Genomic DNA, 26,558 nt, shown 5'->3' on the forward strand with positions numbered 1-26,558 from the left:
TGATTCCGCGCGCCCGGTTGACGCACATCAAGGCAGGTCGTCCGCGGATGTGGCAGGATGCCGTTGCGGTGCCTATTTAATTCCTCCTGTCGCAATTGCCAGACGGTGGGGGGATCATGGGATCATCGACCACGGCGACGTCCTCGGCGGCCGAACGGGACGCAAGGCTGGTCAATGCCCGCGAACACCGGGTGAACCCGGGTGAGATCGCGATCGGCGTCATCATCGGACGGACGTCCGAATTCTTCGATTTTTTCGTTTATGCCATCGCTTCGGTGATCGTCTTCCCGAAGCTCGTCTTCCCTTATCTTGACCCGCTGACCGGAACGCTCTGGTCCTTCGCCATCTTCGCGCTGGCCTTCGTCGCGCGCCCGCTGGGCAGCGTGCTGTTCATGGCCATCGACCGCGCCCACGGACGCGGCGCGAAGCTGACCCTGTCGCTGTTCCTGCTGGGCACCTCCACGGTCGCCATCGCCTTCCTGCCGGGGTACGAGCAGATCGGCGCCGCGTCCATCTGGCTGCTGGCGCTGGCCCGGATCGGCCAGGGTCTGGCGCTGGGCGGCGCCTGGGACGGGCTGGCCTCCCTGCTGGCGCTGAACGCGCCGGAGAACCGGCGCGGCTGGTACGCGATGATCCCGCAGCTCGGCGCCCCCATCGGGCTGATCGTGGCGAGCGGCCTCTTCGCCTATTTCGCCGGCAACCTGTCAGCGGAGGATTTCTTCAGCTGGGGCTGGCGTTATCCCTTCTTCGTCGCCTTCGCGATCAACGTGGTGGCGCTGTTCGCGCGGCTGCGCATCGTGGTGACGCCGGAATACACCCACCTGTTCGAAAGCCGGGAGCTTCAGCCGGTCCCGGTGACCGAGATGCTGCGCAACGAGGGCATGCGCGTGGTTCTGGGCGCCTTCGCGCCGCTGGCCAGCTTCGCGCTGTTCCACATGGTCACCGTCTTCCCGCTGTCCTGGATCTTCCTCTACACGCAGGACACCCCGGCGGACTTCCTGGTGATCGAGGCGGTCGCCGCCGTCTTCGGCCTCGGCGCCATTGTCGCCTCGGGCTGGATCGCCGACCGGATCGGGCGCCGCACCCTGCTGGGAAGCTGCGCCGCCGCCATCGCCGTGTTCAGCGGCGTGGCGCCCCTGCTGCTGAACGGCGGGCCGCTGGGCGAGCTGGTCTTCATGATCGTCGGCTTCGTGATCCTGGGCCTGTCCTTCGGCCAGTCGTCGGGCGTGGTGACGTCGGGCTTCACACAGCGCTACCGCTACACCGGGGCGGCGATCACCTCCGACCTCGCCTGGCTGTTCGGGGCGGGCTTCGCGCCGCTGGTGGCGCTGGTGCTGTCCAGCAACTTCGGCCTGTTCTCGGCGGGGGCCTATCTGCTGTCGGGCGCGGTGTGCACGCTGCTCGCCCTGAAGATCAACAAGACGCTGGCGGGCTGAACACAGTGAATTGAACCGGCGGGAGGCCGCCTTGCCTCCCTATGGTCTGCTCCCTTCCTTTTTGAACCACAGAGACACGGAGACACGGAGGGCGCCCGACAGCGCGTCGGTCTCCCGTGCTTCCGTGTCCCTATGGTAAAAATCCGCTTGCACAGAGACGCCCTTGGTTTTCATCCGAACGCGCCGGCACCCCCGCGGCGGTACGCCGGAATCCCGCGCGGCGGCTACCCCCGACTTTAATCGTCGTTAAGGGATCGGCGCGCATCCTGCCCTCACACACAGATCGGCAGGTCATCATGTCCCCGTACAATCCCGCTGTCGTCTCCACCGAAACCGTTGTTTTCCCCACCCCGGCCCCGGCCCGGAAGCTGCGCGGCCTTCCTCTGGTCGCCCTGTGGAGCGGGCTGATCGCCGCCCCCTGGATCGTCCTTTACCAAGCCGCCAAACTGGTGTTCTGAGCACCGGAACCGGAGAGGCGGGATGGACATCAATTTTTCGACGCTGACCGAGCACGAGCGCTACAAGCTGATGGCGAGCCTGATCGTGCCGCGGCCCATCGCGCTCGTCACCACGGTCAACGACGACGGGGTGGTCAACGCCGCCCCCTTCAGCATGTTCAATATGCTGGGGGAGGAGCCGCCGATCCTGATGCTCAGCATCAACCGCGGCAAGGACGGCAGTCTGAAGGACACCGCCGCCAACATCGTCCGCTCCCGCGAGTTCGTCGTGCAGATCGCCGACGAAGCCATCGCGGAGAAGATGCACCGCTGCGGCGAGCGCCTGCCGCCGCACGTCAGCGAACTGGAGGTCTTTGGCCTGACCGCCGCCCCCTCCATGTCGGTGAAACCGCCGCGCATCGCGGAGGCGCCCGTGGCCTTCGAATGCGTGCTGTGGGAGCTGCTGGAGACCGAAAGCCGCCAGATCTTCATCGGCAAGATCCAGTGGATGCACGCCCGCGACGAGCTGATCGACACGGAGCGCTGGCGGGTGCGGCTTCAGAACTATTTCCCGGTGGGCCGCTTCGGCGCCAGCTTCTACGTCGATTCGCGCGGGCGCTTCACGCTGGACGGCACCGCCGACGCGCCGCAGCGCTCCACCGCCATCGACGAGATGTGACCCGAAATCACGCCGACAGCTCGGCCATGATCTCCGGCACCTGGGCCAGCAGTTCGCGGGCCAGGAAGCCCAGCGGGCCGCGGCGGGCCAGACGGTTGCCGGCCTCGCCGTGCAGATGGACCCCCCATATGGCGGCCTGCGCCGGGTCGGCGCCCCGCGCGGCCAGCCCGGCGATGACGCCCGCCAGCGTGTCGCCGGACCCCGAGGTGGCAAGCCCGACATTGCCGCCGTCGTAGGCCCACATCCGCCCGTCCGGCGTGACGATGTGGGTGCAGGCGCCCTTCAGCACGACGATCACCCGGTGAAGCTCCGCGACGTGGCGGGCCGCGGCGGGCGGGTCGGCCTCGACCTCCTCCCGGCTGATTCCGGACAGACCGGCCATTTCCCCGGCGTGCGGGGTGATGATTGTCCGCCCGCCGCGCCGGCACAGCGCCTCGTTGGCGCCGTTCAACCCCATCAGCGCCTCCGCGTCGATGACCAGCGCCGGGCCGCCCTCCCCGTCCAGCCCGGCGACCAGGGCGGCGGTCAGGTCGGCGACGGCCTGCTTGTCCATCATGCCGGGGCCGATCAGCACCGCGTCGCAGCGGGACGCCCGCCCGCACAGCATGTCCACGCAGTCGGCAGCGATGCCCCCTTCCGCCGTCTCGCGCAGGCCGAGCACCAGCGCTTCCGGCACGGCCAGCCCGAGATGCGGCGCCACGCTGCGGCAGGTCGCCATCTGGAGCTTGCCCGCCCCGGCGCGCAGCGCCGCGGTGCCCGCCAGCAGCAGGGCGCCCGGCACCTCCACACTGCCGCCGATGACCAGCACCCGGCCCCGCCCGTCCTTGTCGGCCTCCTCGCCCGGATGGGGAAGCGGCATGCCGCGCAGCAGGTCGCGCGTGACGGGGACCGCGTCGTTCTTGCGAATGTCCGTCATCGGGCGGCCACATTGGCGTCGGGTTCGGAGGTCAGCGGCGCCCCGGCCACCTCCAGCGGAGCGACGAAGTTGTAACGGCGGAGTTGCATCCGCCCGCTGTGGCCCTGTGCGGGATCGAAGGCGTATTCGGTGAGGCCGCAGTTGGCCACGTCGCCCTCCCGGTCGATGGCGAGGATCTGCTCCTCCGTCATGCCTTCCAGCAGATAGCGCAGGCAGAGCACGACGACCTGATGGCTGACCACCAGCACGCGCTGCCCGCCATGGTGCAGGCTGATGGTGTCGAGCGCGCTGCGCAGCCGCAGGATCACGTCGCACCAGCTCTCCCCGGCGGGCGGGCGGAAGTAGAATTTGCCGAGGACGCGGCGGAATTCCGCCTGATCGGGATGCTCCTGCGCGATGCCGACGGCGGTCAGCCGGTCGAGGATGCCGAACTCCTTCTCCCGCAGCCGCTCGTCCACCACGAACTCCGCGGGACCGACCGGCAGGCCGCCCCCGGCGTGGATGATCTCCGCCGTGCGCCGGGCGCGCAGATAGGGGGAGGTCAGCACCACGTCGGGCCGCTCCCCCGGCGGCAGGGAGGCGAACCAGCGCGCCAGCGCTTCGGACTGCTGTTCCCCCTGCCGGCTGAGCGGCACGTCCACATCGCGCTCGGCGATCTCGATCCGCCCCAGCCCCGCGGCGTAGGCGGCGTCGCGCGCGACGTTCCCGGCGCTTTCCCCGTGACGGACGACCCAAAGCCTCTGCGGCCAGCGCTGCTGCATGGTGAACGACCCCTTCCCGGCTCAACCAAGCCTTTCAACGGCGGAGGGGCCGTTCCGTCACGCGGCGGGATCGGTGACCAGCAGCGGAACGGACAGGCGGGCGATCCGGCAGTCGTCCCCGGGGTCCGGGGCCTGCCACATCATCATGGCGAAGTCGGCGGCCTCGCCCAGCGCCGCCAGCGGGCAATGCCAGACCCCGGCGGCGTAGGTGATGGCCTGTCCCGGCCCGGCGGCGTAGGCCCGCGCGCCGGCCGGATCGGGCGCGCCGGACGCATCGGCCGGCGCGGCGACGACCAGATAGCGCCCGCCGGTCATCGGGACGAAGGTCTGGCTGCTGAAGGGGTGCCGCTCCATCGCCTCCACCGCGAAGGGCAGGCGCGACGGCGCGATCCGGTAGATGGACAGCACCGGCGGCAGCGGCCCGCCCGTGCCGCCGCCCATGCCGCCGCCCGTACAGCCCAGGCCATGGCCGGCGTCGTAACGGACGCCGCGCCCGTCGTTGACGCTGGTCGCCCGCCCGGTCCCGGCGGCGGCCACCGACCCGAAGGGCGCGAATCCGGCTTCCGTCAAGGGTACGGCAGGCAGGATGAGCGGTGCGGCGTTCAGCGTCATCGGGGGCCGACCGCTCACGCCGTGCGGCGTTCGAAGATGCGTTCGGCGGTGGATTTGCCGGGGCGCCAGGGCACGATGCTGATGGGCGCCGCGGGGTCGAGGCTGCCGTTGGCCCGCAGAAGGTCGATGGCGGCCAGCGGCTCGTCGCCCTGGGGCAGGCCGGGCTGTTCGAGCAGATACTGGCGGCGGTTGTCCGTCACCGCCCAGCCCGGCGGACGGCCCAGCGGGCTGGTGGCGACCACCCCGATGGGTTCGGAAACAAGCCACGCCTCGTCCGTCACGCTCCAGCCGACGAGGCGGCGCTCGCCTAGCCCCTCTGCGGAACCGATGTCGAGCCAAGCCCACTGGCGCAGGCGGGTGGTGCGCTCCCCATCGACGCATACGAACATGGTCCCATCCTCTCCCGTCGTTTCGCGGCAGATGGGCATTGTTCTCTCTTTGTTCGTTTGCCGCAAGCGGATTCGGCGCCGGACGGTCAATCGGCGGCCTTCAGGCCCGGCCCCTCCAATTCGGCCCGGCGCAGCCGCAGGGTGGCGAGCTTCGCCTCCAGCTTGCGGATCTTCTTGTCGAGCTTCCGTGCGCGTTTGCCGTCCTTCCTGGAGACGGTGCCGCCGCCAGCGGCGATGCGCGCGTTGATCGCCGCCTTCGTCTCGTCCGGCAGGCGCTTCCAGTGCTTCACCTCCGCGCGGGTGCGGAAGCAGCCGATGCAGCGGTCCGCCGCGTCGTAGCGGCAGAGCTTCGTGCAGGGATTGCGGGTGTCGTGCGTGCCCATAGCGTCCATAGGATGGGTGCGGCGGCGGCGAAGGAAAAGCCCCTTGCCGCCGCTTCCAGCGGACCCCCGGCAGATAATCAGTGCGGGACCCGCCCGGACAGGCAGGCCGCCCGCGCCCGCGCATCCACCGCCGCCGCCGCGGAACCGGCGGCCCCTTCCCCGCCATACAGCGAGGCCGGCAAGGGCTGGCCGGCGGTCCCGCCTTCCTTCCGGTGCCAGGACAGGATGCAGGAACAGACCCGCACCGCCGCCTCGGTGGAGCCGGTGCTGCCCGCCGCGAAGGGGCTGGCTTCGCAGGCCGCCAGGAAGTCCCGGTTCGCGTCGGTCCGCCCGCCGTCCGGCGGATCGCCGCTGAACACCAGAAGCGCCGCCAGGGATGCGAAGAAGAACACGAACAGCAGCGAGCGCGGATTGCGGAACACGGACGGGGACCTCCGGAACGGTGACTGCAAGCCCCTCTGCCCAGCCTGGGAGAAGGGGATGGAGTTTCGTTTACGCCGAACGCAGGCGCCGAAGGAAGCGGTGGCCTGTTCCCGCACCCCACGGAGCGCGCTCTTTAGAGTCGTTCAAAAATATATGAACAGCTGTTCATATAGATTGACGCCCAGGCCCCGCGGCGTTAGGGTCCGCCTTGTCATTGGGGAGTAGCCACCCTCCTGAGAGAGGGGCGCGCGCCAACAGACTCGGAGCGATCCTGGAACAGGGCGTCCCGTGGCGCGTGCGGCAGCCGGACGAGGTCCGGCCGGTTCGGCAAGACCGATGGTGCGGACGCTCCCGAAGGCCAACCGGGTGCAGCCGTGCTGTCGCGTCCGTTTGGCCGGAGCCTGTTTGCCATGTTCGGTGCAACCTCCCTCGCCCTTGCCGTCAGCCTGTCCATGGACAGCTTCGCCGCCGCGCTGGGCCGCGGCGCGGTTCAGAAGCGCCCCGGCGTGTCCGAGGCGCTGCGCGTGGGCTTCGCCTTCGGCGCCTGCCAGTTGTCGATGGCCTCCATCGGCTGGGCGGTGGGTTCGGCCTTCTCCGGCTTCGTCCAGGCGGTGGATCACTGGATCGCCTTCGGCCTGCTTCTGCTCATCGGCGGCTCGATGATCCGCAACGCGCTGGCCGGGGAAGGCGACGACGACGCGGCGGCCACGCGGTCGGGCTGGCTGGCCCTGCTGACCGTGGCGGTGGCGACCAGCATCGACGCCAGCGCGGTGGGGGTGGGCCTCGCCATGGCGGACGTGGACATCGCGGTGACCGCCAGCCTGATCGGCGCCGTCACCTTCCTGATGGGCTTCGGCGGCGTCCTTCTGGGCCGGGCCGCCGGCCCCCTGCTGGGCCGCCGGGCGGAGCTGATCGGCGGCCTGGGCCTGCTCGCCATCGGCACCAAGATCCTGGTCGAGCACACGCTTCTTTAGCCGGGCCGCTCAGGCGGCGGCCTGGACCGCGGCCCGGGCGCCTTGGCCGGCGGCGACGGCGGCCACCGTCTGGGCGAGCAGGCCCGGACGGTCCTGAACCAGATCGCAGACCGCGCTGAAGTCGATGGACAGCGCCCGCTGCCCGTGGGTGCGCAGCTCTCCGCAGCGCCGCCCGGCATGCTCCAGGGTCGCCGCGGCGGCCCGGATGACGCCGGCCCCGATCTTCAGCCGGCTGGCCCGCGAGGCGGCGGCGAGATCGCGGTCGTTCTGGGCCAGCCAATGGGACAGCCCCTGGCTCGCCAGCGAGAATTCCCGCTCCAGCACCGCCGGATCGCACAGCACGGCGCCGTTGGGCAGGCGCAGCCGGCCATCGGCGGACGGGCGCGACAGCGCCGTCGCGATGATCGCAGAGGCCAGCTCCAGCCCGGAAAAAGGCGTCGTCACGGATTCGCTCATCGGTTCGCTCTCCAGCCAGGGCGTTGCGCCGGATCAGGGGACGGACAGTTGCGCGCGGGCCATTCCGCCATGCAGCGTGTCGAAACAGACCACGCAATCCGGCGAATCGGCGATGTAGGCCAGAACGTCCGCATAGGGGCCGTCGATGTGGATGATGTCCGCCCCGCGGCCCTCCGGCTCTCCCCGGCTGTGGGTGATCGTCAGCATGTCCATGCGCGGCCCGCGTCCGCCGGTGGTCGCCGCCAGCACCGCGGCCCGCTGCCGGTGATCCGGACGCAGCGGGATCACCACACCGGCGGAAGCGGCCTCGCCGGCGCCGCGGACGGCGTTCGGGCGGGTTCCCGGACGGACGGCGGAAAGGGTCTTGACCATGGCTCACCTCAACGGTTCGGGCTGAAACGGTTCGGGTTGACGTTACGGACGGTCCGGCGTCGGCGGGATTGGCGGACAATCGCCCCGCCGCACTGTTGGTATACCGTATCCCAGAATAATCTTAGCCTCAATAGCGATTTCGCGAAATTTTCATCCCGCTCCGCAGCAAGCCGGACTTCGCCCCCGGCGGGCGCCGCCTTTTCCGCAGGGAGGAAAAGCGGAGGCTCCACGCTGGACAGGCGGAGCCCGCCGTGCTCAGACGGCAGGGTCGGTCACTGTCACGGGAATCGGTCCATGGCCCCGGTCGCCACCTCCGTCATCCTCGTCCACGGCGCCTTTGCGGACGGCTCCGCCTGGAGCCGCGTGATTCCTCTTCTCCAGGCCCAGGGGCTGGAAGCGATCGCCGTCCAGAATCCGCTGACTTCGCTGGAGGAGGATGTGGCCCATGTCCAGCGCGCCATCGACCGCGCGAAGGGGCCGGTGGTGCTGGTCGGGCATTCCTGGGGCGGGGCGGTCATCACCCAGGCCGGCAACCAGGAGAAGGTGAAGGCGCTGGTCTATGTGGCGGCCTTCGCGCCGGGCGTCGGGCAGTCGCCGAACGACACGCTGAAGCCCTTCCCGCCCTCGCCCGGCCTGTCGAGCGTGTCCATGGACCGCTCGGGCTATCTTCATTTGCCGGTGGAAAGCCTGTCGGCGAACTTCGCCCAGGATCTGCCGGCGGCGGAGGCCGCGCTGCTGGCCGCGACGCAGGGGCCGGTCCATGCCGGCTGCTTCCGCACGCGGGTGACCGCGGCGGCGTGGGAGCACAAGCCGTCCTGGTACATCGTCGCCGGCGAGGACCGGATGCTTCCCCCGGCCTTCCTGAAGGCGACCGCCGAGCGCATCGGCGCGCGGACGGTCGAGGTCGGGACCAGCCACATCCCGCACGCCTCCCGGCCCGACGCGGTGGCAGCGGTCATCATCGAGGCCGCGGGCGCCCGCTGACGGGTGCCCACCCGCGGCCCCGGGCCATTCCCCGTCACGGAGTCACGGCATCAGCCGACGGCGCAGCAGCAGGCCGGCTCCGGGTCGGAATCGTCGTCGTTCGCGGGAGCGCCGCCGGCCACGCAGCCGTGAGCGGCGCCGAGGAGCCGGTTGAGATAGTCGTTCCACAGCGATCCGCCGGCCGGAGCCGGCAGGGGTGGCGACAGCGGCGGCGGCTCCGCGCTCCAGTCGATGGTCATGGGCGTCTCCTCCAAGATGCCGCCCGCCGCACGGCGGACGCTGGCGCTTGATGCGCTCTATGCCCGCGACGATAGCGGAAGGCGGCGCCCAATACAGCCTGTACCAATGCCACACCACCTCCGGCATAGATGCGTGGTCGGCTGGTCAGGCCCATCATCGGCACCCTCAGCTGTGCCGTGACGCCCGTCCGCCTCGCCTGTTGATGGAGCGCAAGGCTGCATCGACAGAGAAAGGCGCGTCATGGCAAACCTGCAGAACATCCTCGGCACCCTTCTGGCGACCGGCATGGGGGGCCACAGCGGCAAGAGCGCCCAGAATCTGGGCTCGATCCTGAACCGGTCCGGCCTGGCCCAATCCGGGATGGGAAGCGGACCGGCGATGCACGCCCGCGGCGGCATGGGCGTCGGTCCCATGGCCGGGCTGGGCGCGCTGGCCTACCTCGCCTATCGGGCCTATCAGGAGCGGCAACAGAACCTTCCGCAATCCGGGCAGGCCCCGGACCGGACCGGCCAGCCGGGATCCAGCCCGTGGGGCACCCCGCCGGGCGGCTCGGGCAACACGCCGGGCGGCATTCTGGGCGGCATCCTCGGCGGGGTGGGGGCTGGCGGCGGCGGAACGCTGGGAGAGCGGCTGTCCCAGGTCTTCCAGACGCGCACCGCTTCCCCATCCGGCGGCGCCCCATCCGACAACGACGACGACAGCGCCTATCCCCCGCTCGCCATGGAGGACCAGCATGCCCTGTTGCTGATCCGGGCCATGATCGCCGCCGCCAACGCCGATGGCGAGATCTCCGCGGCGGAGCGCCAGCGCGTCCTGTCCGCCCTGGACGAGGCCGGCGGCGGGCCGGAGGAGCGGCGGATCGTGGAGCGGGAGCTGTCCCAGCCCCAATCGCTCGACGCGCTGGTCCGCTCCGTCACCGATCCGGACATGGCCGAACAGGTCTATCTGGCGTCGCTGATGGCGGTGGACCGCGACCATGAGGCGGAACGGGCCTATCTCGCCTATCTCGCCACCCGGCTGCGGATCGCCCCCCAGCGGGCCGAGCAGTTGAACCAAGCCGCATGAGAATCCCTCTCCCGTCTCGGGAGAGGGTGCCCGCGCAGCGGGCGGGTGAGGGTAGGATCAAGGATCGAAGCGCTGATTCGCGGCGGTACCCTCACCCTCCCACCGCTTCGCGGCGGGCCCCTCAGGTTCCCGTGCCGCGGACCGGCGCGAAGGGCAGTCCCGCCTGATCCAGCGCCCGGTCGATCACCTCGTCCGACGCGCCGTCGAACAGTTGCAGCAGCAACTCGTCCACCGCCCAGTCGTTGGTCGGGGTCAGGGCGGCGAACAGGTCGGCCATCACCTCCGCCTGGAAATCGTCGCGGCGGTTGTCGCTCCCTTCATAGCCCATGCGCTTGGCGGTGCCGATCGCCACCTGGAAGGGCGGCACCAGGACCGGCGCGACGGATGCCTTCTTCAGCACCGCCCGCAGCCCCAGCGCCCCGTCGTCCCAGGCCAGCCTGCGGGCGTTCTCCGCCGGGATGCCGGCCTTCGCCCCCAGCCCCGCCGCGAACAGCGCCATGTCCCCCGCGCACAGCACGCGGAACAGCAGTGCCGCCGTGAAGCGCCCGTTGGCGTGCAGCCAGCGGGCCGCCGCCTCCGCGTCCTCCGCGTTGCGCAGCGCCGGACGCAGCAGGCGCAGGGTTGCCGACTCGCGCCCGCGGTTGGCCAGCCGGTCCACCAGATCCTTGGACAGGCCATGGGTGTGGGCCAGCGTGGCGCGCACCGCGTCGGACACGAAGGCGACCAGCCGTTCCACCACGGCCAGCGGCAGGCCGGGGCGGGTCGCCGCGGCCTCGCTGACCATGCGCACCCGCCCGAAACGGTCCAGCGCCCGGTGCAGCGCCGGCTCGGCCAGTTCCGCGCCGGGGTTGCGCAGCAGGGCGGTCACCACCGCGACGTTCCCGGTCTCCACGATGGCCCCGGCCACCCGCGCCGACACGGTGTGGCGGCTGGCGACGGCCATGTGCTTGCCGGCGTCCGGGTCCGCCAGCACGCCGAGCAGAAAGTCGTCGCCGAGGCTCCCGGCGTCGCGCAGGATCGGGAAGGCCACGCGGGCCACGTCCTTCACCAGCCGCTCCGCCAGTTCCGCCGTCAGCATCGCGTTGTTGCGGATCTGCCAAGCCACCGCCTCGCGCACCGCCACCTGGGCGTCGGCGGCGAAGCAATGCATGACCTCCAGGGCCAGCGACCGTTCGGCGTCGGTCAGCCCGCCCTTCTCCAGATCGCCGGCCAGCTTCCGCATCGTGTCGATGCGGGCCTCCGCCGAGGAGGATTCGAGCAGACGCTCGACATCGCGGATGGACAGGGAGGTGTCGGTCATGTGCGGTTGCCTGCGGATGGAAGATGCGTAAGGCGGTTCAATCGAGCCACTCAATCGAGGCCCTGGCCGGCGTAGCGGACCATGTCGCCCCAGATGCGGTCGAGCCGGCGCAGGGTGCGGTAGGCGGCCTTCAGGTCCGCCGCCTCCGCCTCGTTGCGGACCAGCGCGCCGGCCTGGACCTGCTCCAGCCGGAACAGCTCGTCGCGCAGCGTCCGTCCCTTGTCGGTCAGGCGCAGGCGGGCCGTGCGGCGGTCGCGCTGGCTGGCGCCGCGGTCGATGTAGCCGGCCTCCACCAGAATCTTCAGGCTGTAGGAGGCGTTGGACCCCAGGTAATAGCCGCGCTCCATCAGGTCGCGGACCGACGGTTCGTCGTCGCCGATCAGCATGACCATCAGTGCCTGCACCGGCCCGATGTCGTCGATCCCCTGCCTCAGCAGGCCGGCCCGCACGACGTCCAGGAACCGGCGGTGCATCCGCTCGATCAGCCGGGCGAGCCCGTGATACTCGGCCAGTTCCGCCGCATCCACGGCGTCCGGCTTGGCTTCGGCGCCCGCCCGGCGCTGCGTGTTCATCCTCGTCTCTCCGTCACTCGGCCCGTCATTCGGCGGCCTGCGCCAGGGCCGGACCGCGGTAACCGCCGGGATGGCGGCGGCGCCAGTCCCACGCGCCGCCGATGATGCTGTCCAGGTCGGGGAAGCGCGGGGTCCAGCCCAGCTCGCTCCGGATGCGCTCCGACGAGGCGATCAGCACCGCCGGGTCACCGGCGCGGCGCGGCCCGACCTTCACCGGCACCGTCAGGCCGGTGACGCGCTCCGTCGCCTCGATCACCTCGCGGACGCTGTAGCCCTTGCCGTTGCCCAGGTTGAAGCGGACGCTCCGCGTCTCCAGCGCCGGCAGCACCCGCAGATGCGCGTCGGCGAGGTCGCACACATGGATATAGTCGCGCACGCAGGTGCCGTCGGGCGTCGGGTAGTCGTCGCCGAAGATTTCGATGTGCGGCCGCCGGCCGCTCGCCGCGTCCAGCACCAGCGGGATCAGGTGGGTTTCCGGATGATGGTCCTCGCCCAGACGACCGTTCGGGTGCGCGCCCGCCGCGTTGAAGTAGCGCAGGCAGGCGGAGCGCAGCCCGTGGCAGCGGCCCGCCCAGTGCAGGGCGCGCTCGATGAAGAACTTGGATTCGCCATAGGGGCTGCCGGGGTCGATGGCCGTCTCCTCGTCGATCGGCAGGCGCTCCGGCGTGCCGAACAGGTTGGCGGTGGAGGAGAAGACCATCTTGCGCACGCCGGCCACGGTCGCCGCGCGGATCAGGTTCAGCGAGTTGACCGTGTTGCCGTGCAGGTAGAGGTGCGGGTCGCGCATCGACTCGCCGACCAGCGACAGGGCGGCGAAGTGGAACACCGCGTCGAAACGCCATTCCGCGAAGACGCGGGCCAGCGCGTCGGCGTCGGCAAGGTCGGCCTCCACGAAGGCCGCATCGGACGGCACGGCGGCGCGGTGCCCCTGGCGCAGGTTGTCGAGCACGACGACCCGGAAGCCGCGGTCGAGCAGTTCGGCCACGCAGTGACTGCCGACATAGCCGGCACCGCCGGTCACGAGAACGGTCTGGGGCGTGTTCATCGTAAATATTCCTTGGATTTGAGAAATATTCGTCAGTCCAGGCACCCGCCGGCATCAAAGGATCGTACATCCCCTGGTGGCAAGTGCAAGAGTTCCGCGGCGCAGCATGCCGTCAATTCAGACGGAAGGCCAGTTGACGAAAAAGAGACATGGCGGTCCGGAACAGCTCCCGGCGTCTTCGGAAAAATGTTTTGAAACAATATTTTACAGCGCTGCAAATACCCCTTTCGACGTTCCTCGGACGGGGTACGGGCTCAAACTTGTCACACGCCGCGCTGCGGCGGCGGACGTAAGCGGAAATGGCGCGGGCCGAGCTTTCCCGCAACGGGCGGTCTTTATCCGGACTTCGTCTCAAAAGGGATTCAGGCGGCCCGGCCGCGCCGCAACATTTCGTTAACCATGGAGCCCTTTGCATGACCGGCTTCATGGCCCGGCCCCAAACGTGAAAACGCGGGACGCAAGAAAAGGAACTGGCATGAGCGGTATGGATCGGACCCTGCTGACCCAAGCCTACCGGAAGATCGGACGCGGCCTGCTGCTGGCCGGCACCCTCACCTTCTTCGTCAACATCCTGATGCTGGTGGTGCCGCTCTACACCATGCAGGTCTACGACCGGGTGATGAGCAGCCGCAGCCTGGAGACGCTGACGATGCTCGCGGTGATCTCCGTGGGCGGGCTGGTCCTGTATGGCGTGCTGGACTTCATCCGGGCGCGCGCCTTCCTGGTCTGCGGGGCGGTGATCGCGCACCGCTTCAACGTGCCGGCGCTCCAGGCGGCCATCGTGGACGCGCTGGGCGGCGGCACGCGCAACGCCGGCCAGACCATGCGCGACCTGAACGACCTGCGCAACTTCATGACCAGCAACGCCGTGGTGGTGCCGCTGGACCTGCTGTGGACGCCGATCTTCCTGGTCATCCTGTTCCTTCTGCACCCGATCTACGGCTGGATCGCCGTGGGGTCGGCGCTGCTTCTGCTGACCATGAACGCGCTGACCGACGCGCTGACCCGCCGCCCCGTCGCCGAGGCGAACGAAGCATCCGCCAAGGTCTTCGCCGACGTGGCCAGCACCGTCCGCCACGCCGAGGCCATCGAGGCCATGGGCATGCTGCCGCCGCTGGCCCGCCGCTGGCAGTTGGCGCAGATCGGCTCCGCCTCGCTCATCGACCGCGGCGTGGTGGTGTCGCGCGGCATGGCCTCGGCCTCGCGCTCGCTGCGGCTGATCCTCCAGATCGCCACCATTTCCGCGGGTGCGGCCCTGGTCATCCGGAACGAGGCGTCGCCGGGCAGCATGATCGCCACCGGCATCATCATGGCCCGCCTGCTCCAGCCCTTCGAGCATCTGGTGGAGAACTGGCGCCAGTGGATCGTCGCCCAGACCGCCCACAAGCGCATCCGCGAGCTTCTGAACGGCGAGGGCGCGCGGCGCAGCACCATGCCGCTGCCGCGGCCCGACGGGCGCCTGAGCGTGGACCGCGTCAGCCATGTGCCCAAGGGCCTGCAACGCCCGGTGCTGCGCGGCGTCTCCTTCGCGCTGGAACCGGGGGAGGTGCTGGGCATCATCGGCCCGTCCGGGGCCGGCAAATCGACGCTGGCCCGCCTGCTGGTCGGCATCTGGGAGCCCACCGCCGGGGGCATCTACCTGGACGGCACCAGCACCTTCCTGTGGGAGCGCGAGAGCTTCGGCCAGTATGTCGGCTACGTGCCGCAGTCGGTCGCCCTGCTCGACGGCACCATCGGCGAGAACATCGCCCGCATGGCCCAGGCCGACCCGGCGGAGATTGTGCGCGCCGCCCGGCTGGCCGGCGTCCACGACATGATCGGGCGCCTGCCCTTCGGCTACGACACGCCGGTCGGCGAGAACGCCTTCGCCCTGTCCGGCGGCCAGCGGCAGCGCATCGCGCTGGCCCGCGCGCTGTTCGGCAAGCCCCGCCTGATCGTGCTGGACGAACCGAACTCCAACCTCGACCACGAGGGCGAACAGGCGCTGCTGCACGCAATCAACCACGCGCGCCGCGACGGCGCCACCGTCGTGATGGTCGCCCACCGCCCCTCCATCGTGTCGGTCGCCGACAAGCTGCTGGTCCTGAAGGACGGCATGGTCGAGCATTTCGGCGAGCGCACCGACGTGCTGAAGATGGTCCAGCCCGGCGGCGCCGTGAAGGTGGCCCGGCTGGTCCGGACGGGAGAATCCGCATGACCGACACGACGATCCCCCAGCCGACGATCCCGAATCCCGCGAACGCGCATTCCCCGCTCACCGCCGGCTGGTCGCCGGTCATCGACGTGACGCCGCACGAACCCACGCTGCGCGGGACCGCGCTGGCCGGTGCCCTGGCCGTCGCCATCGGCTTCGGCGGCTTCTTCGGCTGGGCCTTCACCGCCAGCCTGGACAGCGCGGCCATCGCGCCCGGCACCATCGCGGTGGAAAGCCACCGCAAGACCGTCTCCCACCTGGAGGGCGGCATCCTCAGCGAACTGCTGGTCAAGGACGGCGATCTGGTGGTGGCCGGGCAGGTCCTGCTGCGGCTGGACACCACGCAGAGCGGTGCGGTGGTCGCCCAGCTTCACGGCCAGTACTGGACCTCGCTGGCGCGGCTGGCCCGGCTGCGCGCCGAACAGACCGACGCGAAGGCCCCCGTCTACGCCGAGGAGCTGGTGACCGCCGCCAAGACCAGCTCCGTCGCCGCGGAGGCCCTGGCCGCCGAACAGCGCCTGTTCGAATCGCGGCGCGACGCCTACGAAGGGCAGATCTCCATCCAGCGCAAGCGCATCGGGCAGCTCCGCGACGAGCTGGTGGCGCTGGACGCGCAGCGCGTCGCCGCCAACGACCGGCTGCGCTACACCCAGGACGAGCTGCGGATCGTCGAGACCCTTCTCGCCAAGGGCTACGAGCGCAAGCCGCGCATGCTGGAGCTTCAGCGCAACGTCGCCGACACCAAGGGCCGGCTGGGCGAGATCCAGGCCGACAAGTCGAAGGCCGAACAGGGCATCGCCGCGGCGGAGCTGGAGATCATCAACCTCGGCAACAACCGCCGGTCGGAGGTCGGGAACGAGCTTCAGACCATTCAGGCAACCGTGTCCGACCTGTCGGAACGGCTGCGCAGCGCGGGCGACGTGCTGAAGCGCCAGGAGCTCGTCGCGCCCCAGGCGGGCCGGGTCACCAACCTGCGCTTCTACACGCCGGGCGGCGTCATCCCGGCGGGCCAGGGCATCCTCGACATCGTTCCGCAGGACGACGGGCTGATCGTGGAAGCCCGCGTGTCGCCCGCCGACGTGCAGAACATCGACGTGGGCGGCAGCGCCATGGTGCGGCTGGTCGGCTACCGCCAGCGGCTGGTCCCGCCGGTCCAGGGAAAGGTCCTGACCCTCTCCGCCGACCAGTTGGAGGACGAGCGCACCGGCCAGGGCTATTTCATCGCGCGGATCAGCCTGGACGCCGCGGCGCTGAAGGCCCTGCCGAACGTGGACCTGCATCCCGGCATGCCGACCGAGGTGATGATCCACGGCCACACCCGCAAGGCCATCGAGTATTTCCTGACCCCGCTGACCGACGGCATGAACCGCGCCTTCCGCGAGAACTGATCGCGGCAACCGATCACGGCAACCGATCACGGCGGCCCGCAGGATCATTTCGCGCGCTCCCCCGTTGCCCAGCAGGCAGGAATGGGAGCGCGCGGACATGACCGCATCGTGGGACCGGAACACCCTGAAGCGCGTCGCCGACGCCATCGGCGACGTGCATCTCTACGACAAGCACCACACCGGCGAATTCGTCGCCATGCGCCTGCGCGATTCGCTGGCCGACAGTCCCGGCTATGACCGGGCGGCGGTCGAGGACAAGCTGATGGAGCTGGCGCGGGCCGCGCTGGAGGCCGCGGAGGCCGGAAGGACCTGATCCGGACACGCCTTCGACAAAAAACATCGCCTTGCGTTCCATCGGTCACCGCCGTCCGGCGGCCTCCGGAACGCCGCCGGGGCGGGGCGGTTTCGGGGTGTTTTCCGCCCCGGCAGGCCGGCAGGACGCCTTGCGGATGCGGCGCGTCCTGCCCGGCGCACGCGGCCCCGCTTGGGCTTTCAAAATCCGGATTTTAAAAACCCTGCCCTCTTCGCCGGCCTTCTTTCAAAGATCCGGTCCGCCAAACGCGCCGCAGCCTTGCGGATATCCTCCGAACGGCAGTGATCGACGGCATAATCCTATGCCGAATGCATAGTCCTTACGGATCTTTTCAAAGCATTTCGTGGAGAATCGACGAAACGTCTTCCGGACATCTTTAAAAGTATTATGCGCAAACAATCTCGCTTCTTGCTTTGAACGCAAGTCACCATCCGGAAAGTTGGCATCCAAAACGCCAACTCACCGTTTTTAACAAGACAAGATGTTTAGATTTTCGAAGGGCTTTGAAGCCAAGGTGGCGGTAATGACGTAACGAACGTTGATGATTATTGTGTTTGGACTCTGCGAACTCAAGTTTTCCCTGGGTTTGACCTTATGTTTGTCACAGCCATGCGCCGCGGTATTTGGGTAAAGGCTTAGGGGTACCTCGCCATTTCGGGGTAGACAAAATCCCTGCCCCACCGAATCCAATCGTTAAGGAGTATGATTCATGGCCACCCTTCCTGGCGGCAACTACGACGACGTCATCACCGGCACCAACGGCGGCGACTTCATCGACGGCGGCAACGGTGACGACATCGTGATGGGCGGCAATGGCGCCGACACGGTCCTCGGCGGCGAAGGACGTGACGCCCTGTTCGGCGGCAACGGCAGCGATCTTCTGTCCGGCGGCAACGGGGCCGACATCCTGGACGGCGGCAACGGCAACGACACCCTGGACGGTGGCGACGGCGACGATTACCTGTCCGGCGGCAACGGCGACGACGTGCTGATCGGCGGCCGCGGCAAGGACGTTCTCGACGGCGGCAAGGGCGACGACGTCCTGTCCGGGGGCGACGGGGACGACATCCTGAAGGGCGGCGACGGCAACGACGTGCTGCAGGGCGGCGGCCACAACGATTACCTCGACGGCGGCAAGGGTGACGACATCCTGCAGGGCGGCACCGGCGACGACATCCTGAAGGGTGGCGAGGGCGACGACTTCCTGTCCGGTGGCGACGGCAACGACATCCTGGACGGCGGCGCCGGCAACGACCTGCTGGTGGGCGGCGCCGGCAACGACGTCTTCGTCTTCTCCGGCGGCGGCGGCCAGGACGTGGTGCTCGACTTCCGCGCGGGCGAGGACGTCCTCCAGATCGAGCGCAACATCAATGGCCTGGAGATCAACGACGCCTCCGATCTGGCGGCCCGCGTCACCGACATGGGCGGCAACGCCGTCATCGACCTCGGCAACGGCGACAGCATCATGCTGAAGGGCGTTTCGGCCGACGAAGTTCACAACAACCCGAACGACTTCTTCGTCATTCACTAAGCCGTAACCCACCCAGGGACCGGACCGGCGGCGTGCCCCCCGCACGCCGCCGCTGAGTCCGGCTAAGGAGCGCATGACCGTACTCGCCGTCCTGCCGGCCTCGGCCTCCATCGCGTCCGCCCAGCTCCACGCGCTCGGCGACGATTTCGTGCTCGCCTCGTGGGAGAGCGACGGACCGGAGCCCTCCGGCCGGGTCGTTCCCACCCTCGACGGCGAGGAGGTCCGCCCCCCCTACACCACCTTGTCCGTCCGGACGAGCTGGGGTGGGCAGCGGGTGCTGTCGATCCTGCGGGCGCCCCGGACCTCCGGTGCGCCCGTCCGTTTCGTCGCCCAGAGCCGCGTCGTCGCGGAGGTTCTGGCCGAACCGCAGGTCCCCGATCCCGATCCCGCCTTCCTGCTGGGCAGCCTCGACGCGCCCTCGCGGCTGCGCGTGGTCCGCTTCCTGTTCGATTTCGCGCGCTCCACCCCGGCGCTGCGCAGCGACGCCGGCTTCGCGACGGTCTGCCGCCGCATGGTGCTGGAGCTGTCGCCCACCCCGTCCCCGATCACCGCCCGCGCCCTGGCGACCGGCGACCTTCTGCTCTGCGCCGGGTCGCTGTCGTCGGGCTTCGGCGAGGTGACCGGGGCGGTCATCATCACCACGGGCGCCGTCGGCCCCTCCCCCTTCGACGTCTGCGTCGGCTCCGCGCTGGACCGGCGCGGGCGCGCGGCGATGTCGCTGCTGGTGGACAAGGCGCTGTGCGCGCCGGGCAACCTGCTGGTGGTCCTGGGCCGCAACGGGCTGGCCTGCCGCGCCTTCTCCGCCGTCGCCGCCACCCTGCCGAGCCTGACCGAGCATCTGTCCACCCGCCGCGACACGCCGCTGGCGCTGCGCCAGTACATCCTGAGCGCCCTCGCCCAGCGCGGACGCTCGGACGCCACGGCGGCGGCGGCGGTGCGCGAACTCCAGGTGCTCGCCCCGCTGCCCAAGCGGCAGGTGGCCGACGCCAAGCGCTCCATCGGCGCCGCGCTCGACCTCGCCGTTCCCACGGGCGACGGCGGGCTGTTCCTGGCCGGCTGGGTGCACGACCCGCACGGCCTGTCCGGCGGCCTCACCGTGCAGACGCCCTTCGGCGGCGAGCGGCGGCTGGAGGTGCTGGAGCACCGCTTCCCGCGCGAGGACGTGGCGAAGCTGTTCGGCACCGCCCCGTCCACCGACCGCAGCGGCTTCGTCGCCTATCTGCCCGGCGCGCCCGAGCCCGCCGCGGCGCTTCAGGTCCATGCGGAGCTTCGGCTCGGTTCCGGCGGGTCGATCCGGCTGGTGCCGCCGCTGCGCCCGCTGTCGCCCGCCGACGCGCGCTCCGCCGTGCTGGGCAGCCTGCCGCCGCAGCACGCGACGCCGCTGGTGCTGGAAACGGTGATCGCCCCGGCGGTGGCGCCGCTCCACGCCGCCCACACGGCGACCCGCAAGGACCCGGAAATCCTCACCTTCGGGCGCGTGCCGGACAAGCCCTTCGTCTCGGTCATCATCCCGCTTTACCGGGCGCTGGAGTTCCTGCGCTTCCAGCTCTCCAGCTTCGCCACCGATCCCGGCATGGCCGGGGCCGAACTGGTCTTCGTGCTCGACAGCCCGGAGCAGCGCGACGAGCTGGTGCACATGCTGCACGGCTTCCACGCGCTCTACGGCCTGCCGATGCGGCTGCTGGTGCAGTCCGCCAACCACGGCTATTCGGCGGCCAACAACGCCGGGGTCGCCGCCTCCACCGGGCGGACGCTGCTGTTCCTGAATTCCGACGTGATCCCCGACCAGCCCGGCTGGCTGCCCGCCCTGCTCGACGCGCTGGAGCGCACGCCCGGCACCGGAGCGGTGGGGCCGAAGCTGCTGTTCGACGACGACAGCCTCCAGCACGCCGGCCTCTATTTCGACCGCGACGTCCGCGGGCGCTGGTACAACCACCACTTCTTCAAGGGCCTGCCGCGCGATTTCCTGCCCGCCCGGCGGGAGCGCAGCGTGCCCGGCGTCACCGGCGCCTGCCTGATGATGACCCGCGGGACCTTCGATGCCGTGGGCGGCTTCTGCGAGGATTACGTCATCGGCGACTATGAGGACTCCGACCTCTGCCTGCGCGTCCGCAAGGCGGGGCTGGACATCCGCTACGTCCCCTCGGTGGAGCTGTATCATCTGGAGCGCCGCTCGATCAGCCGGCACCAGGGCTACACCCGCGGCGTCGCCTCCGAATACAACGGCTGGCTCCACGCCCGCCGCTGGGACGCGATGATGGAGGAGCTGTCCGCCCGCGACTGGGACCGGCTGCCCCCGCCCCCCGCCCTGGAGGAGAGCCTGATGCGGCCCCTGACGGCGGGCGTTCCCGCGGACGCCGCCATCCCCGTTGCCGCCCCGGCCAAATCCCGCCTGTTCGGGCGCGCGAACCGGAACCGGAGCTGACCCCATGAACGAGATCCTGACCGGGCGCCGCCTCGCCATCCTGCGCCGCAACACCGACCCGCGGCTGGAGTGGCTGTGCGCGCAGGTAACGCGCAACCGCTTCCTGCCGGTGCCGCCGCCGGACCGCGTGTTCATCGGCGACGGCGATTTCCGGGCCATCGGGGCGGAGTTCCTGCGCCATTTCGTCCGCGTCGGCGGGCTGAAGCCGAAGCACCGCGTGCTGGAGATCGGCTGCGGCATCGGGCGCATGGCGGTGCCTCTGACCCAGTATCTCGACTCCAGCTACGACGGCGTGGACATCGTCGAGGACGGCATCCGCTGGTGCGCGGAGACGATCACCCCGGCCTATCCGGAATTCCGCTTCCAGCGGCTGGACGTGGCGAACGCCCTCTACAACCCCGGTGGGGCGGAGGACGCGGCGCAAACCCGCCTGCCTTTCCCGGACGGCGGGCATGACTTCGTGATCCTGACCTCGGTCATCACCCATCTGCGGACGGCGGAGACGGTGCGCTACGCCGCGGAGATCGCCCGCGTGCTGAAGCCGGGCGGACGCTGCTTCCTCAGCCTGTTCCTGGTGGACGCCCGCGCGCGGGACGGCATCGCGAAGAAGACCGCCCGCCCGGCCTTCCTCGACGCCCCCGGACCGGAGTTCATCGCCGACGAGGCCAACCCGAACGCCGCCGTCGCCTATGGCGAATCCTTCCTGCTCGGCACCTTCGCGGAACAAGGACTGCGCCCGGCGCGCCCGGTGCTGCGCGGCCACTGGAGCGGGCAGCGCAACGCCGAGAATTTCCAGGATCTCCTGGTGCTGGAAAAGGAGAGCGCGCGATGAGCCTGCCCCGCGTCCTGATCGTCGCCCACAACCACCCCAGCCTGCACCCCGGCGGCACGGAAATCTTCGCGCACGAGCTGTTCGGCAGCCTGAAGGCCAAGGGGGCGGAGGCCCTGTTCCTCGCCTGCACCAACGGCGTCCACCGCGACCGCAAGCCCGGCACCAACCTCCAGACGTTGGGCCGCAGCGCCGACGAGGTGGTGCTGTGGGCCGGCCATTTCGACCACTTCTTCCAGAGCCAGATCGACCTGCACGGCATCGTGCCGGACCTGTCGAACCTGCTGCGCGCCTTCCAGCCGGACATCGTGCACATCCACCACACCCTGCTGCTGGGCGTGGAGATGCTGTTCCTGATCCGCCGCGTCTGCCCGCGGGCGAAGATCGTCTACACGCTGCACGACTATTACCCGATCTGCGCCAACGACGGGCAGATGGTCACCACGACCGGGCACGCCCTTTGCCGCATGGCCTCGCCCGACGCCTGCCACCGCTGCTTCCCGGAGCGGCCCGCCGACCAGTTCGTCCTGCGCGAGAAGCACATCAAGGCGATGTTCGGGCTGGTGGACCACTTCCTGGCGCCCAGCGCCTTCCTGCGCGACCGCTACATCGCCTGGGGCATCGCCCCGGACAGCATCTCCGTCATGGAGAACGGGCGCCCCGCGGTCCGGCCGGCGCCGCACCGTCCGCTGACCGCGGGCGCGTCGCGCAACGCCTTCGCGTATTTCGGCAACCTGAACCCCTTCAAGGGGATCACGGTCGCGCTGGACGCCGCCGCCCGGCTGGAGAAGCAGGGGCGGGACCTGACGCTGGCCGTCCATGGCGGCGCGCCCTTCCAGACCGACGCCTTCAAGGAGAAGGTCGAGCAGGGTTTCAAAGGTGCCCGCGGCACCGCCGTCCGCCACGGCCCCTACCGGCGCGAGGAAATGCCCGAGCTGATGGCCGCCGCCGACTGGGTGGTGATGCCGTCGATCTGGTGGGAGAACGCGCCGCTGGTCATCCGCGAAGCCTTCCAGCACCGCCGTCCGGTGATCTGCAGCGGCATCGGCGGCATGGCGGAATCGGTGACGGACGGCGTGGACGGGCTGCATTTCCGGGCGGGGGACGCCGCGGATCTGGCCCGCGTGATGACACGCGCGATGACCGAGCCGGGCCTGTGGGACCGGCTCGTCTCCAACATACCGGCGGTCCCGACGACCGAGGAGGCCGCCGAAAATCACGTCATTCTCTATGACGACATAATCAACGGTCCGGGAGGAAGGCATGCGCAGGGCTCGATTGCGGGGAGCATCGCGGGATGAAGGAACCGATCACCAAGGCCGACATCACGGCGGCCATTCTTCTTGACGACGACACGCTGGTTCTGTTCGGCGCCATCGACCGGTCCTTGCCGGTGCAGGGCGCCGTGCATCTCGACGGGTCGGTGGAGGGCCGCTACGCCGGGCGCTCCTGGGCCGATGCGGAGGGCGAGCGCTGGTTCCTGGGCGGCATCCGCGTGCCGGGGCTGGCCCAGATGCGCCCCTCGCGCGTCGAACTGGCGGACGAGAACGGGGAACGCCTCGTCCTGCCGCGCCTGTCCAACGTCCGCACCAACCCGTCGCACCTCGTCTCGGCGCTGAAGGGCTTCCAGCCCGGCGCCCTGGCGCTGGCGCTGGATTTCACGATCCAGCTCGCCGCCGCATCGAAGGATGGGGCCGAGGGCGGGTCGGACCGCATTGGGCGCCTGCTGTCGGGCCTCGCCCAGGAGGTGTCGCAGCCGGACGGCTTCGCCGAGGTGTTCGGGCGCTTCCGCGACGGCAGCCTGATGCTCCAGGGCTGGGCACGCAGCTTCCGCAGCGGCGCCCAGAAGATCCTGATCGAGGCGGAGGAGACCGCCGCCTACCGCACCACCGCCGGCTCCTTCGCGCGCCCGGACCTGCCGCCGGACGCGGCGGGCGTGATGGCGGTGCTGACCGACCAGACCCCGCTCCCCACCTCCATCCGCCGCATCCACTACCGCGCCGCCGAGGGCTGGCGGCATCTGGAGATCTTCGAGCACCGCACCATCCTGCCCGACGGCGTGGCCTCCGCCCATGTGCGCGACATGCTGGGCAACATCCGGGACACCGAGACGCGCCAGACCATGGCCCGCATCGCCGCGTCGCGCTACGACGGGGCGGAAACGGTGTCGCGGCTCGACATCCCGGTGCGGACCGGGCTGGACATGGCGCTGCGCGTGCCGGGGGCCGGGCTGTTCGTCGCCGGCTGGCTGCTCGACCCGACGCGGCAGGTCCGCGCCGTCACGCTGAAGGGTCCGGGGGTCGCCGTCCGGCTGGACGAGGGCTGGTCGCGGCTGGCCCGCCGCGACGTGACGGAAGCCTTCCAGAACGACGGGCTGTTCGCCGGGCGCCTGATCCCCGGCCAGGACCAGCACGGTTTCACCGCCTTCGCCGCGGAGCCGTCCGGCCTGCCCCAGGGAGCCGAGTTCCACCTCGAACTGGAGCTGGCCGGCGACCGCTTCGCCTTCCTGCCGCTGAGCTGCCTGCCGCCCGCGCCGGAAGCGCTGCGCCGGATGCTGTCGCTGGTCAATCTGGACAGCCCGTCCATCGACACGCTGATCGCCCGCCATGTCGGCCCGATGCTGCGCACCGCCCGTTCCCGCTCCGCCACGCCGCCGGCGGCGGGCGTGCACCCGATGGGGCGCCCGGTGAAGGCGCCGCGCGTCTCGGTGATCCTGCCGGTGACCGATGGGCGGGAGGATGTTGACCTCAACATCGCGCGCCTCGCCATCGACCCGGACTTCGCGGAGACCGAACTGCTGGTGGTCGCCGCCGCCGGCACGCACGAGCGGCTGGGCGGTGCGGTCCGTCAGGCCGCCGCCTTCTACCGCATGGCCGTCTCCTTCGTGGCCGCGCCCGACGCCACCGACCCGTTCGAGGCGGTGGCCGCCGCCCTGCCCCACGCCCGCGGCGAGCGGGTGCTGCTGCTCTCCCCCTCGGTCCTGCCGACCGAGAAGGGTTGGCTGTCGGCGCTGGAGCGGGTGTCGCGCAAGTCCGGCGGGCCGGTGATGGTCAGCCCGACGCTTCTGTATGAGGACCACTCCATCCGCTTCGCCGGCATCATGGCGGTGGAGGGTCCGGACGGCGCCAAGACCTTCGAGCGCCGCTTCGCCGGCTACCCGCGCGACTGGCTGAAGGAGCAGGACGCGGCGACGGTGGACGCCGCCGCCCCGGAATGCGCGTTGCTGCCCAAGGACGCTCTGATCCGCGCGCTCGCCACCATGGGCTCCTACATGGGGGCCGACCACAAGGGTCTGGATCTCTGCCTGCGCCTACGCGCGCTGGGGGGGGCCTGCGTCTGGTTGCCCCGCGTCACTCTGGTGGCGCTGGACGAGCAGCCGCGCGACGCGCACGCCGACCGCTGGCGCCGGGCGGGCGCCATGGTGGACCGCTGGAGCTTCGAGGACATCTGGTCCGCCCGCGCCGCCGCCTGAGCCCTCTGAAAGCTCCCCAGCCCTATTCGAGATCGGCCCGACCATGAGCAACAAGCGCGTCCTGATCATCAGCCACGGCCATCCCGCCTTTTCGCTGGGCGGCGCGGAGGTGGCCTCCTACAACCTGCACCAGGGGCTGCACGACCTGCCGGGCTGGGAGAGCCATTACCTGGCCCGCACCTCCCCGCCGGTGACTCCGCACGGCAGCTCCGCCCTGATGGCGCTTCGCCAGAAGGAGCGGGAGGTCCTCTATTACGCCAACGACTACGACCATTTCCGGCTGTCGAACCGCAACCTGCCGGGGCTGGAGAAGGATTTCGTCCGCTACGTCCGCGACCTCCAGCCGGACGTGGTGAACTTCCACCATTTCCTGGGGCTGGGGATCGAGACCATCCAGGCGATCCGGCAGGCGCTGCCCCGCGTGCCGATCGTGGTGACCTTCCACGAGTATCTGTCCATCTGCCACCACCACGGCCAGATGGTGAAGACCAGCCGCAACACGCTGTGCTACCGCGCCAGCCCGGCGGACTGCGCCGGCTGCTTCCCGCACATCGGCGAGGCGCAGTTCTTCAAGCGCGAGTTGTTCCTGAAGACCTTCCTGGAGCAGGCCGATTTCTACGTCAGCCCGTCGAACTTCCTGATCGACCGCTATGTGGACTGGGGCCTGCCCCGCGAGAAGTTCCGCATGATCGAGAACGGCCTGACCATCGAGGGCATCGCCCCGCCCCGTCCGCTGGCCCGCGGCGGCAAGCGCAACCGCTTCGCCTTCTTCGGCCAATTGACGGAGTTCAAGGGCGCCCATGTGCTGGTCGAGGCGATCGGGCGCGTCTCCGAAAAGGCGTGGGGCGAGGACGGCGCGCTGATGATCTTCGGCGGCAACCTGGAGCGCCAGCCCGAAGCCTACCAGAAGACGTTCAACGCGGCGGTGGAGCGGGCCGGCGACCGTGTGCGCTTCTACGGCAGCTACCGTTCCGCCGAACTGCCGGGCCTGATGAAGGATGTGGATTGGGTGGTTATGCCCTCCATCTGGTGGGAGAACTCGCCGGTGGTGATCCAGGAGGCGTTCCTGCACGGGCGTCCGATCATCTCCAGCAACATCGGCGGCATGGGCGAGAAGGTCACCCACGGCGTGGACGGCCTGCATTTCCGCAACGCCAGCGTCGAGGATCTGGTGGACCGGCTGACCGATGCGTTGACCACGCCGGACCTGTGGGACCGTCTGCGCATGCGCATCCGCCGCCCCATCGACCGCGCGGAATGCGCCCGCCGCCACGCCGACGTGTTCGACGCGCTGATCGCCAACGCGGGCGGCGGGGCGGTGTCGATGCCCGAGCGGGCGGTGGCGCAGAAGCCGTGATGGGG

General features: G+C 70.1%; 27 protein-coding genes and 1 riboswitch. Of the genes, 15 read left to right on the top strand and 12 right to left on the bottom strand.

Features of this window, described 5'->3' with window-relative positions:
• The first annotated feature begins 116 nt into the window (after positions 1 to 116).
• From QSG27_RS00185 to QSG27_RS00195, 3 genes are all read left to right on the top strand, one after another.
• Positions 117 to 1,436, top strand: coding sequence for an MFS transporter (locus QSG27_RS00185; protein ID WP_306703085.1), 1,320 nt, complete (start codon positions 117 to 119; stop codon positions 1,434 to 1,436).
• A gap of 296 nt (positions 1,437 to 1,732) precedes the next feature.
• Positions 1,733 to 1,894 carry a hypothetical protein gene (locus tag QSG27_RS00190; protein WP_306703086.1) on the top strand — a complete coding sequence of 54 codons (162 nt, stop codon included), beginning with the start codon at positions 1,733 to 1,735 and terminating at the stop codon, positions 1,892 to 1,894.
• Between the two features lie 22 nt (positions 1,895 to 1,916).
• Positions 1,917 to 2,552 (top strand): flavin reductase family protein, encoded by a 636-nt coding sequence (locus QSG27_RS00195; RefSeq protein ID WP_306703088.1) that lies wholly within the window; start codon positions 1,917 to 1,919, stop codon positions 2,550 to 2,552.
• 7 nt (positions 2,553 to 2,559) lie between these two features.
• On the opposite strand, the gene QSG27_RS00200 is transcribed toward QSG27_RS00195, so the two are convergent.
• The 6 genes from QSG27_RS00200 to QSG27_RS00225 form a co-directional block, all read right to left on the bottom strand.
• Complete coding sequence (locus QSG27_RS00200; protein WP_306703089.1) at positions 2,560 to 3,468, bottom strand: NAD(P)H-hydrate dehydratase; 909 nt, start codon at positions 3,466 to 3,468, stop codon at positions 2,560 to 2,562.
• Positions 3,465 to 4,229, bottom strand: coding sequence for a histidine phosphatase family protein (locus tag QSG27_RS00205; protein ID WP_306703091.1), 765 nt, complete (start codon positions 4,227 to 4,229; stop codon positions 3,465 to 3,467). The genes QSG27_RS00200 and QSG27_RS00205 overlap by 4 nt, the downstream gene beginning before the upstream one ends.
• 57 nt (positions 4,230 to 4,286) lie before the next feature.
• Positions 4,287 to 4,859 (bottom strand): ureidoglycolate lyase, encoded by a 573-nt coding sequence (locus QSG27_RS00210; protein WP_306703092.1) that lies wholly within the window; start codon positions 4,857 to 4,859, stop codon positions 4,287 to 4,289.
• Complete coding sequence (locus QSG27_RS00215) at positions 4,856 to 5,230, bottom strand: hypothetical protein (protein ID WP_306703093.1); 375 nt, start codon at positions 5,228 to 5,230, stop codon at positions 4,856 to 4,858. Before QSG27_RS00215 ends, QSG27_RS00210 begins: the two co-directional genes overlap by 4 nt.
• 86 nt (positions 5,231 to 5,316) lie before the next feature.
• Entirely contained in the window at positions 5,317 to 5,613 is a 297-nt protein-coding gene (locus QSG27_RS00220; RefSeq protein WP_306703094.1) for a DUF1289 domain-containing protein, read from the bottom strand.
• Positions 5,614 to 5,690: 77 nt separating this feature from the next.
• Positions 5,691 to 6,035 carry a hypothetical protein gene (locus QSG27_RS00225; RefSeq protein WP_306703096.1) on the bottom strand — a complete coding sequence of 115 codons (345 nt, stop codon included), beginning with the start codon at positions 6,033 to 6,035 and terminating at the stop codon, positions 5,691 to 5,693.
• 205 nt (positions 6,036 to 6,240) lie between these two features.
• Positions 6,241 to 6,362: riboswitch (yybP-ykoY riboswitch) on the top strand.
• Positions 6,363 to 6,446: 84 nt separating this feature from the next.
• Here QSG27_RS00225 and QSG27_RS00230 point away from each other — a divergent pair.
• Complete coding sequence (locus tag QSG27_RS00230; RefSeq protein WP_306703097.1) at positions 6,447 to 7,010, top strand: manganese efflux pump MntP; 564 nt, start codon at positions 6,447 to 6,449, stop codon at positions 7,008 to 7,010.
• A 9-nt stretch (positions 7,011 to 7,019) separates the two neighbouring features.
• Here the strand turns inward: QSG27_RS00230 and QSG27_RS00235 are convergent, their stop codons facing one another.
• Positions 7,020 to 7,466: a hypothetical protein gene (locus tag QSG27_RS00235; protein ID WP_306703098.1), complete on the bottom strand. Its 447-nt coding sequence runs from the start codon at positions 7,464 to 7,466 to the stop codon at positions 7,020 to 7,022.
• Positions 7,467 to 7,499: 33 nt separating this feature from the next.
• Entirely contained in the window at positions 7,500 to 7,838 is a 339-nt protein-coding gene (locus QSG27_RS00240; RefSeq protein WP_306703099.1) for a hypothetical protein, read from the bottom strand.
• 294 nt (positions 7,839 to 8,132) lie between these two features.
• Between QSG27_RS00240 and QSG27_RS00245 the strand changes: the two genes are divergently transcribed.
• Positions 8,133 to 8,822 (top strand): alpha/beta fold hydrolase, encoded by a 690-nt coding sequence (locus QSG27_RS00245; protein WP_306703100.1) that lies wholly within the window; start codon positions 8,133 to 8,135, stop codon positions 8,820 to 8,822.
• Between the two features lie 50 nt (positions 8,823 to 8,872).
• Here the strand turns inward: QSG27_RS00245 and QSG27_RS00250 are convergent, their stop codons facing one another.
• Positions 8,873 to 9,061, bottom strand: a complete 189-nt coding sequence (locus QSG27_RS00250) for a hypothetical protein (RefSeq protein WP_306703102.1) — start codon at positions 9,059 to 9,061, stop codon at positions 8,873 to 8,875.
• Between the two features lie 241 nt (positions 9,062 to 9,302).
• Between QSG27_RS00250 and QSG27_RS00255 the strand changes: the two genes are divergently transcribed.
• Positions 9,303 to 10,127, top strand: a complete 825-nt coding sequence (locus tag QSG27_RS00255; RefSeq protein WP_306703103.1) for a tellurite resistance TerB family protein — start codon at positions 9,303 to 9,305, stop codon at positions 10,125 to 10,127.
• Positions 10,128 to 10,248: 121 nt separating this feature from the next.
• Here QSG27_RS00255 and QSG27_RS00260 read toward each other — a convergent pair whose 3' ends face one another.
• Genes QSG27_RS00260 through galE form a run of 3 tightly spaced genes read right to left on the bottom strand, consistent with a single transcriptional unit; the run spans position 10,249 to position 13,044 of the window.
• Positions 10,249 to 11,427, bottom strand: coding sequence for a DUF2336 domain-containing protein (locus QSG27_RS00260; RefSeq protein ID WP_306703104.1), 1,179 nt, complete (start codon positions 11,425 to 11,427; stop codon positions 10,249 to 10,251).
• A 50-nt stretch (positions 11,428 to 11,477) separates the two neighbouring features.
• Positions 11,478 to 11,999 carry a MarR family winged helix-turn-helix transcriptional regulator gene (locus QSG27_RS00265; RefSeq protein ID WP_306703105.1) on the bottom strand — a complete coding sequence of 174 codons (522 nt, stop codon included), beginning with the start codon at positions 11,997 to 11,999 and terminating at the stop codon, positions 11,478 to 11,480.
• A 25-nt stretch (positions 12,000 to 12,024) separates the two neighbouring features.
• Entirely contained in the window at positions 12,025 to 13,044 is a 1,020-nt protein-coding gene (gene galE / locus QSG27_RS00270) for a UDP-glucose 4-epimerase GalE (protein WP_306703106.1), read from the bottom strand.
• Positions 13,045 to 13,519: 475 nt separating this feature from the next.
• On the opposite strand from galE, the gene QSG27_RS00275 reads away from it, so the two are divergent.
• The 9 genes from QSG27_RS00275 to QSG27_RS00315 all read left to right on the top strand — a co-directional run bounded on the left by QSG27_RS00275 (position 13,520) and on the right by QSG27_RS00315 (position 26,553).
• Positions 13,520 to 15,241: a type I secretion system permease/ATPase gene (locus QSG27_RS00275; protein WP_306703107.1), complete on the top strand. Its 1,722-nt coding sequence runs from the start codon at positions 13,520 to 13,522 to the stop codon at positions 15,239 to 15,241.
• Positions 15,238 to 16,626, top strand: a complete 1,389-nt coding sequence (locus tag QSG27_RS00280; protein ID WP_306703108.1) for an HlyD family type I secretion periplasmic adaptor subunit — start codon at positions 15,238 to 15,240, stop codon at positions 16,624 to 16,626. Before QSG27_RS00275 ends, QSG27_RS00280 begins: the two co-directional genes overlap by 4 nt.
• A gap of 97 nt (positions 16,627 to 16,723) precedes the next feature.
• The gene (locus QSG27_RS00285; protein ID WP_306703109.1) at positions 16,724 to 16,939 is read left to right on the top strand and encodes a hypothetical protein; all 216 of its coding nucleotides are present in this window, start codon (positions 16,724 to 16,726) and stop codon (positions 16,937 to 16,939) included.
• A 709-nt stretch (positions 16,940 to 17,648) separates the two neighbouring features.
• The gene (locus QSG27_RS00290; RefSeq protein ID WP_306703110.1) at positions 17,649 to 18,470 is read left to right on the top strand and encodes a calcium-binding protein; all 822 of its coding nucleotides are present in this window, start codon (positions 17,649 to 17,651) and stop codon (positions 18,468 to 18,470) included.
• A gap of 73 nt (positions 18,471 to 18,543) precedes the next feature.
• A complete protein-coding gene (locus QSG27_RS00295) occupies positions 18,544 to 20,895 on the top strand; it encodes a glycosyltransferase (RefSeq protein WP_306703111.1) in 2,352 nt (783 codons plus the stop codon).
• 4 nt (positions 20,896 to 20,899) lie between these two features.
• The gene (locus QSG27_RS00300; protein WP_306703112.1) at positions 20,900 to 21,727 is read left to right on the top strand and encodes a class I SAM-dependent methyltransferase; all 828 of its coding nucleotides are present in this window, start codon (positions 20,900 to 20,902) and stop codon (positions 21,725 to 21,727) included.
• Positions 21,724 to 23,025 (top strand): glycosyltransferase family 4 protein, encoded by a 1,302-nt coding sequence (locus QSG27_RS00305; RefSeq protein WP_306703113.1) that lies wholly within the window; start codon positions 21,724 to 21,726, stop codon positions 23,023 to 23,025. Before QSG27_RS00300 ends, QSG27_RS00305 begins: the two co-directional genes overlap by 4 nt.
• On the top strand, positions 23,022 to 25,196 hold the full coding sequence (locus tag QSG27_RS00310; RefSeq protein ID WP_306703114.1) for a glycosyltransferase family 2 protein: 2,175 nt from the start codon (positions 23,022 to 23,024) through the stop codon (positions 25,194 to 25,196). The genes QSG27_RS00305 and QSG27_RS00310 overlap by 4 nt, the downstream gene beginning before the upstream one ends.
• A gap of 43 nt (positions 25,197 to 25,239) precedes the next feature.
• Positions 25,240 to 26,553: a glycosyltransferase family 4 protein gene (locus QSG27_RS00315; protein WP_306703115.1), complete on the top strand. Its 1,314-nt coding sequence runs from the start codon at positions 25,240 to 25,242 to the stop codon at positions 26,551 to 26,553.
• The last annotated feature ends 5 nt before the right edge of the window (positions 26,554 to 26,558 follow it).

The sequence above is a fragment of the Azospirillum isscasi genome, from assembly GCF_030849505.1.
GTDB classification, from domain to species: domain Bacteria; phylum Pseudomonadota; class Alphaproteobacteria; order Azospirillales; family Azospirillaceae; genus Azospirillum; species Azospirillum isscasi.

What these genes read in the sequence shown, in the direction of transcription:
- QSG27_RS00185 (WP_306703085.1), top strand. Translation starts at nt 117, where the DNA reads ATGGGATCATCGACCACGGCGACGTCCTCGGCGGCCGAACGGGACGCA.
- QSG27_RS00190 (WP_306703086.1), top strand. Translation starts at nt 1,733, where the DNA reads ATGTCCCCGTACAATCCCGCTGTCGTCTCCACCGAAACCGTTGTTTTC.
- QSG27_RS00195 (WP_306703088.1), top strand. Translation starts at nt 1,917, where the DNA reads ATGGACATCAATTTTTCGACGCTGACCGAGCACGAGCGCTACAAGCTG.
- QSG27_RS00200 (WP_306703089.1), bottom strand. Translation starts at nt 3,468, where the DNA reads ATGACGGACATTCGCAAGAACGACGCGGTCCCCGTCACGCGCGACCTG.
- QSG27_RS00205 (WP_306703091.1), bottom strand. Translation starts at nt 4,229, where the DNA reads ATGCAGCAGCGCTGGCCGCAGAGGCTTTGGGTCGTCCGTCACGGGGAA.
- QSG27_RS00215 (WP_306703093.1), bottom strand. Translation starts at nt 5,230, where the DNA reads ATGTTCGTATGCGTCGATGGGGAGCGCACCACCCGCCTGCGCCAGTGG.
- QSG27_RS00220 (WP_306703094.1), bottom strand. Translation starts at nt 5,613, where the DNA reads ATGGGCACGCACGACACCCGCAATCCCTGCACGAAGCTCTGCCGCTAC.
- QSG27_RS00230 (WP_306703097.1), top strand. Translation starts at nt 6,447, where the DNA reads ATGTTCGGTGCAACCTCCCTCGCCCTTGCCGTCAGCCTGTCCATGGAC.
- QSG27_RS00235 (WP_306703098.1), bottom strand. Translation starts at nt 7,466, where the DNA reads ATGAGCGAATCCGTGACGACGCCTTTTTCCGGGCTGGAGCTGGCCTCT.
- QSG27_RS00240 (WP_306703099.1), bottom strand. Translation starts at nt 7,838, where the DNA reads ATGGTCAAGACCCTTTCCGCCGTCCGTCCGGGAACCCGCCCGAACGCC.
- QSG27_RS00245 (WP_306703100.1), top strand. Translation starts at nt 8,133, where the DNA reads ATGGCCCCGGTCGCCACCTCCGTCATCCTCGTCCACGGCGCCTTTGCG.
- QSG27_RS00250 (WP_306703102.1), bottom strand. Translation starts at nt 9,061, where the DNA reads ATGACCATCGACTGGAGCGCGGAGCCGCCGCCGCTGTCGCCACCCCTG.
- QSG27_RS00255 (WP_306703103.1), top strand. Translation starts at nt 9,303, where the DNA reads ATGGCAAACCTGCAGAACATCCTCGGCACCCTTCTGGCGACCGGCATG.
- QSG27_RS00260 (WP_306703104.1), bottom strand. Translation starts at nt 11,427, where the DNA reads ATGACCGACACCTCCCTGTCCATCCGCGATGTCGAGCGTCTGCTCGAA.
- QSG27_RS00265 (WP_306703105.1), bottom strand. Translation starts at nt 11,999, where the DNA reads ATGAACACGCAGCGCCGGGCGGGCGCCGAAGCCAAGCCGGACGCCGTG.
- galE (WP_306703106.1), bottom strand. Translation starts at nt 13,044, where the DNA reads ATGAACACGCCCCAGACCGTTCTCGTGACCGGCGGTGCCGGCTATGTC.
- QSG27_RS00275 (WP_306703107.1), top strand. Translation starts at nt 13,520, where the DNA reads ATGAGCGGTATGGATCGGACCCTGCTGACCCAAGCCTACCGGAAGATC.
- QSG27_RS00280 (WP_306703108.1), top strand. Translation starts at nt 15,238, where the DNA reads ATGACCGACACGACGATCCCCCAGCCGACGATCCCGAATCCCGCGAAC.
- QSG27_RS00285 (WP_306703109.1), top strand. Translation starts at nt 16,724, where the DNA reads ATGACCGCATCGTGGGACCGGAACACCCTGAAGCGCGTCGCCGACGCC.
- QSG27_RS00290 (WP_306703110.1), top strand. Translation starts at nt 17,649, where the DNA reads ATGGCCACCCTTCCTGGCGGCAACTACGACGACGTCATCACCGGCACC.
- QSG27_RS00295 (WP_306703111.1), top strand. Translation starts at nt 18,544, where the DNA reads ATGACCGTACTCGCCGTCCTGCCGGCCTCGGCCTCCATCGCGTCCGCC.
- QSG27_RS00300 (WP_306703112.1), top strand. Translation starts at nt 20,900, where the DNA reads ATGAACGAGATCCTGACCGGGCGCCGCCTCGCCATCCTGCGCCGCAAC.
- QSG27_RS00305 (WP_306703113.1), top strand. Translation starts at nt 21,724, where the DNA reads ATGAGCCTGCCCCGCGTCCTGATCGTCGCCCACAACCACCCCAGCCTG.
- QSG27_RS00310 (WP_306703114.1), top strand. Translation starts at nt 23,022, where the DNA reads ATGAAGGAACCGATCACCAAGGCCGACATCACGGCGGCCATTCTTCTT.
- QSG27_RS00315 (WP_306703115.1), top strand. Translation starts at nt 25,240, where the DNA reads ATGAGCAACAAGCGCGTCCTGATCATCAGCCACGGCCATCCCGCCTTT.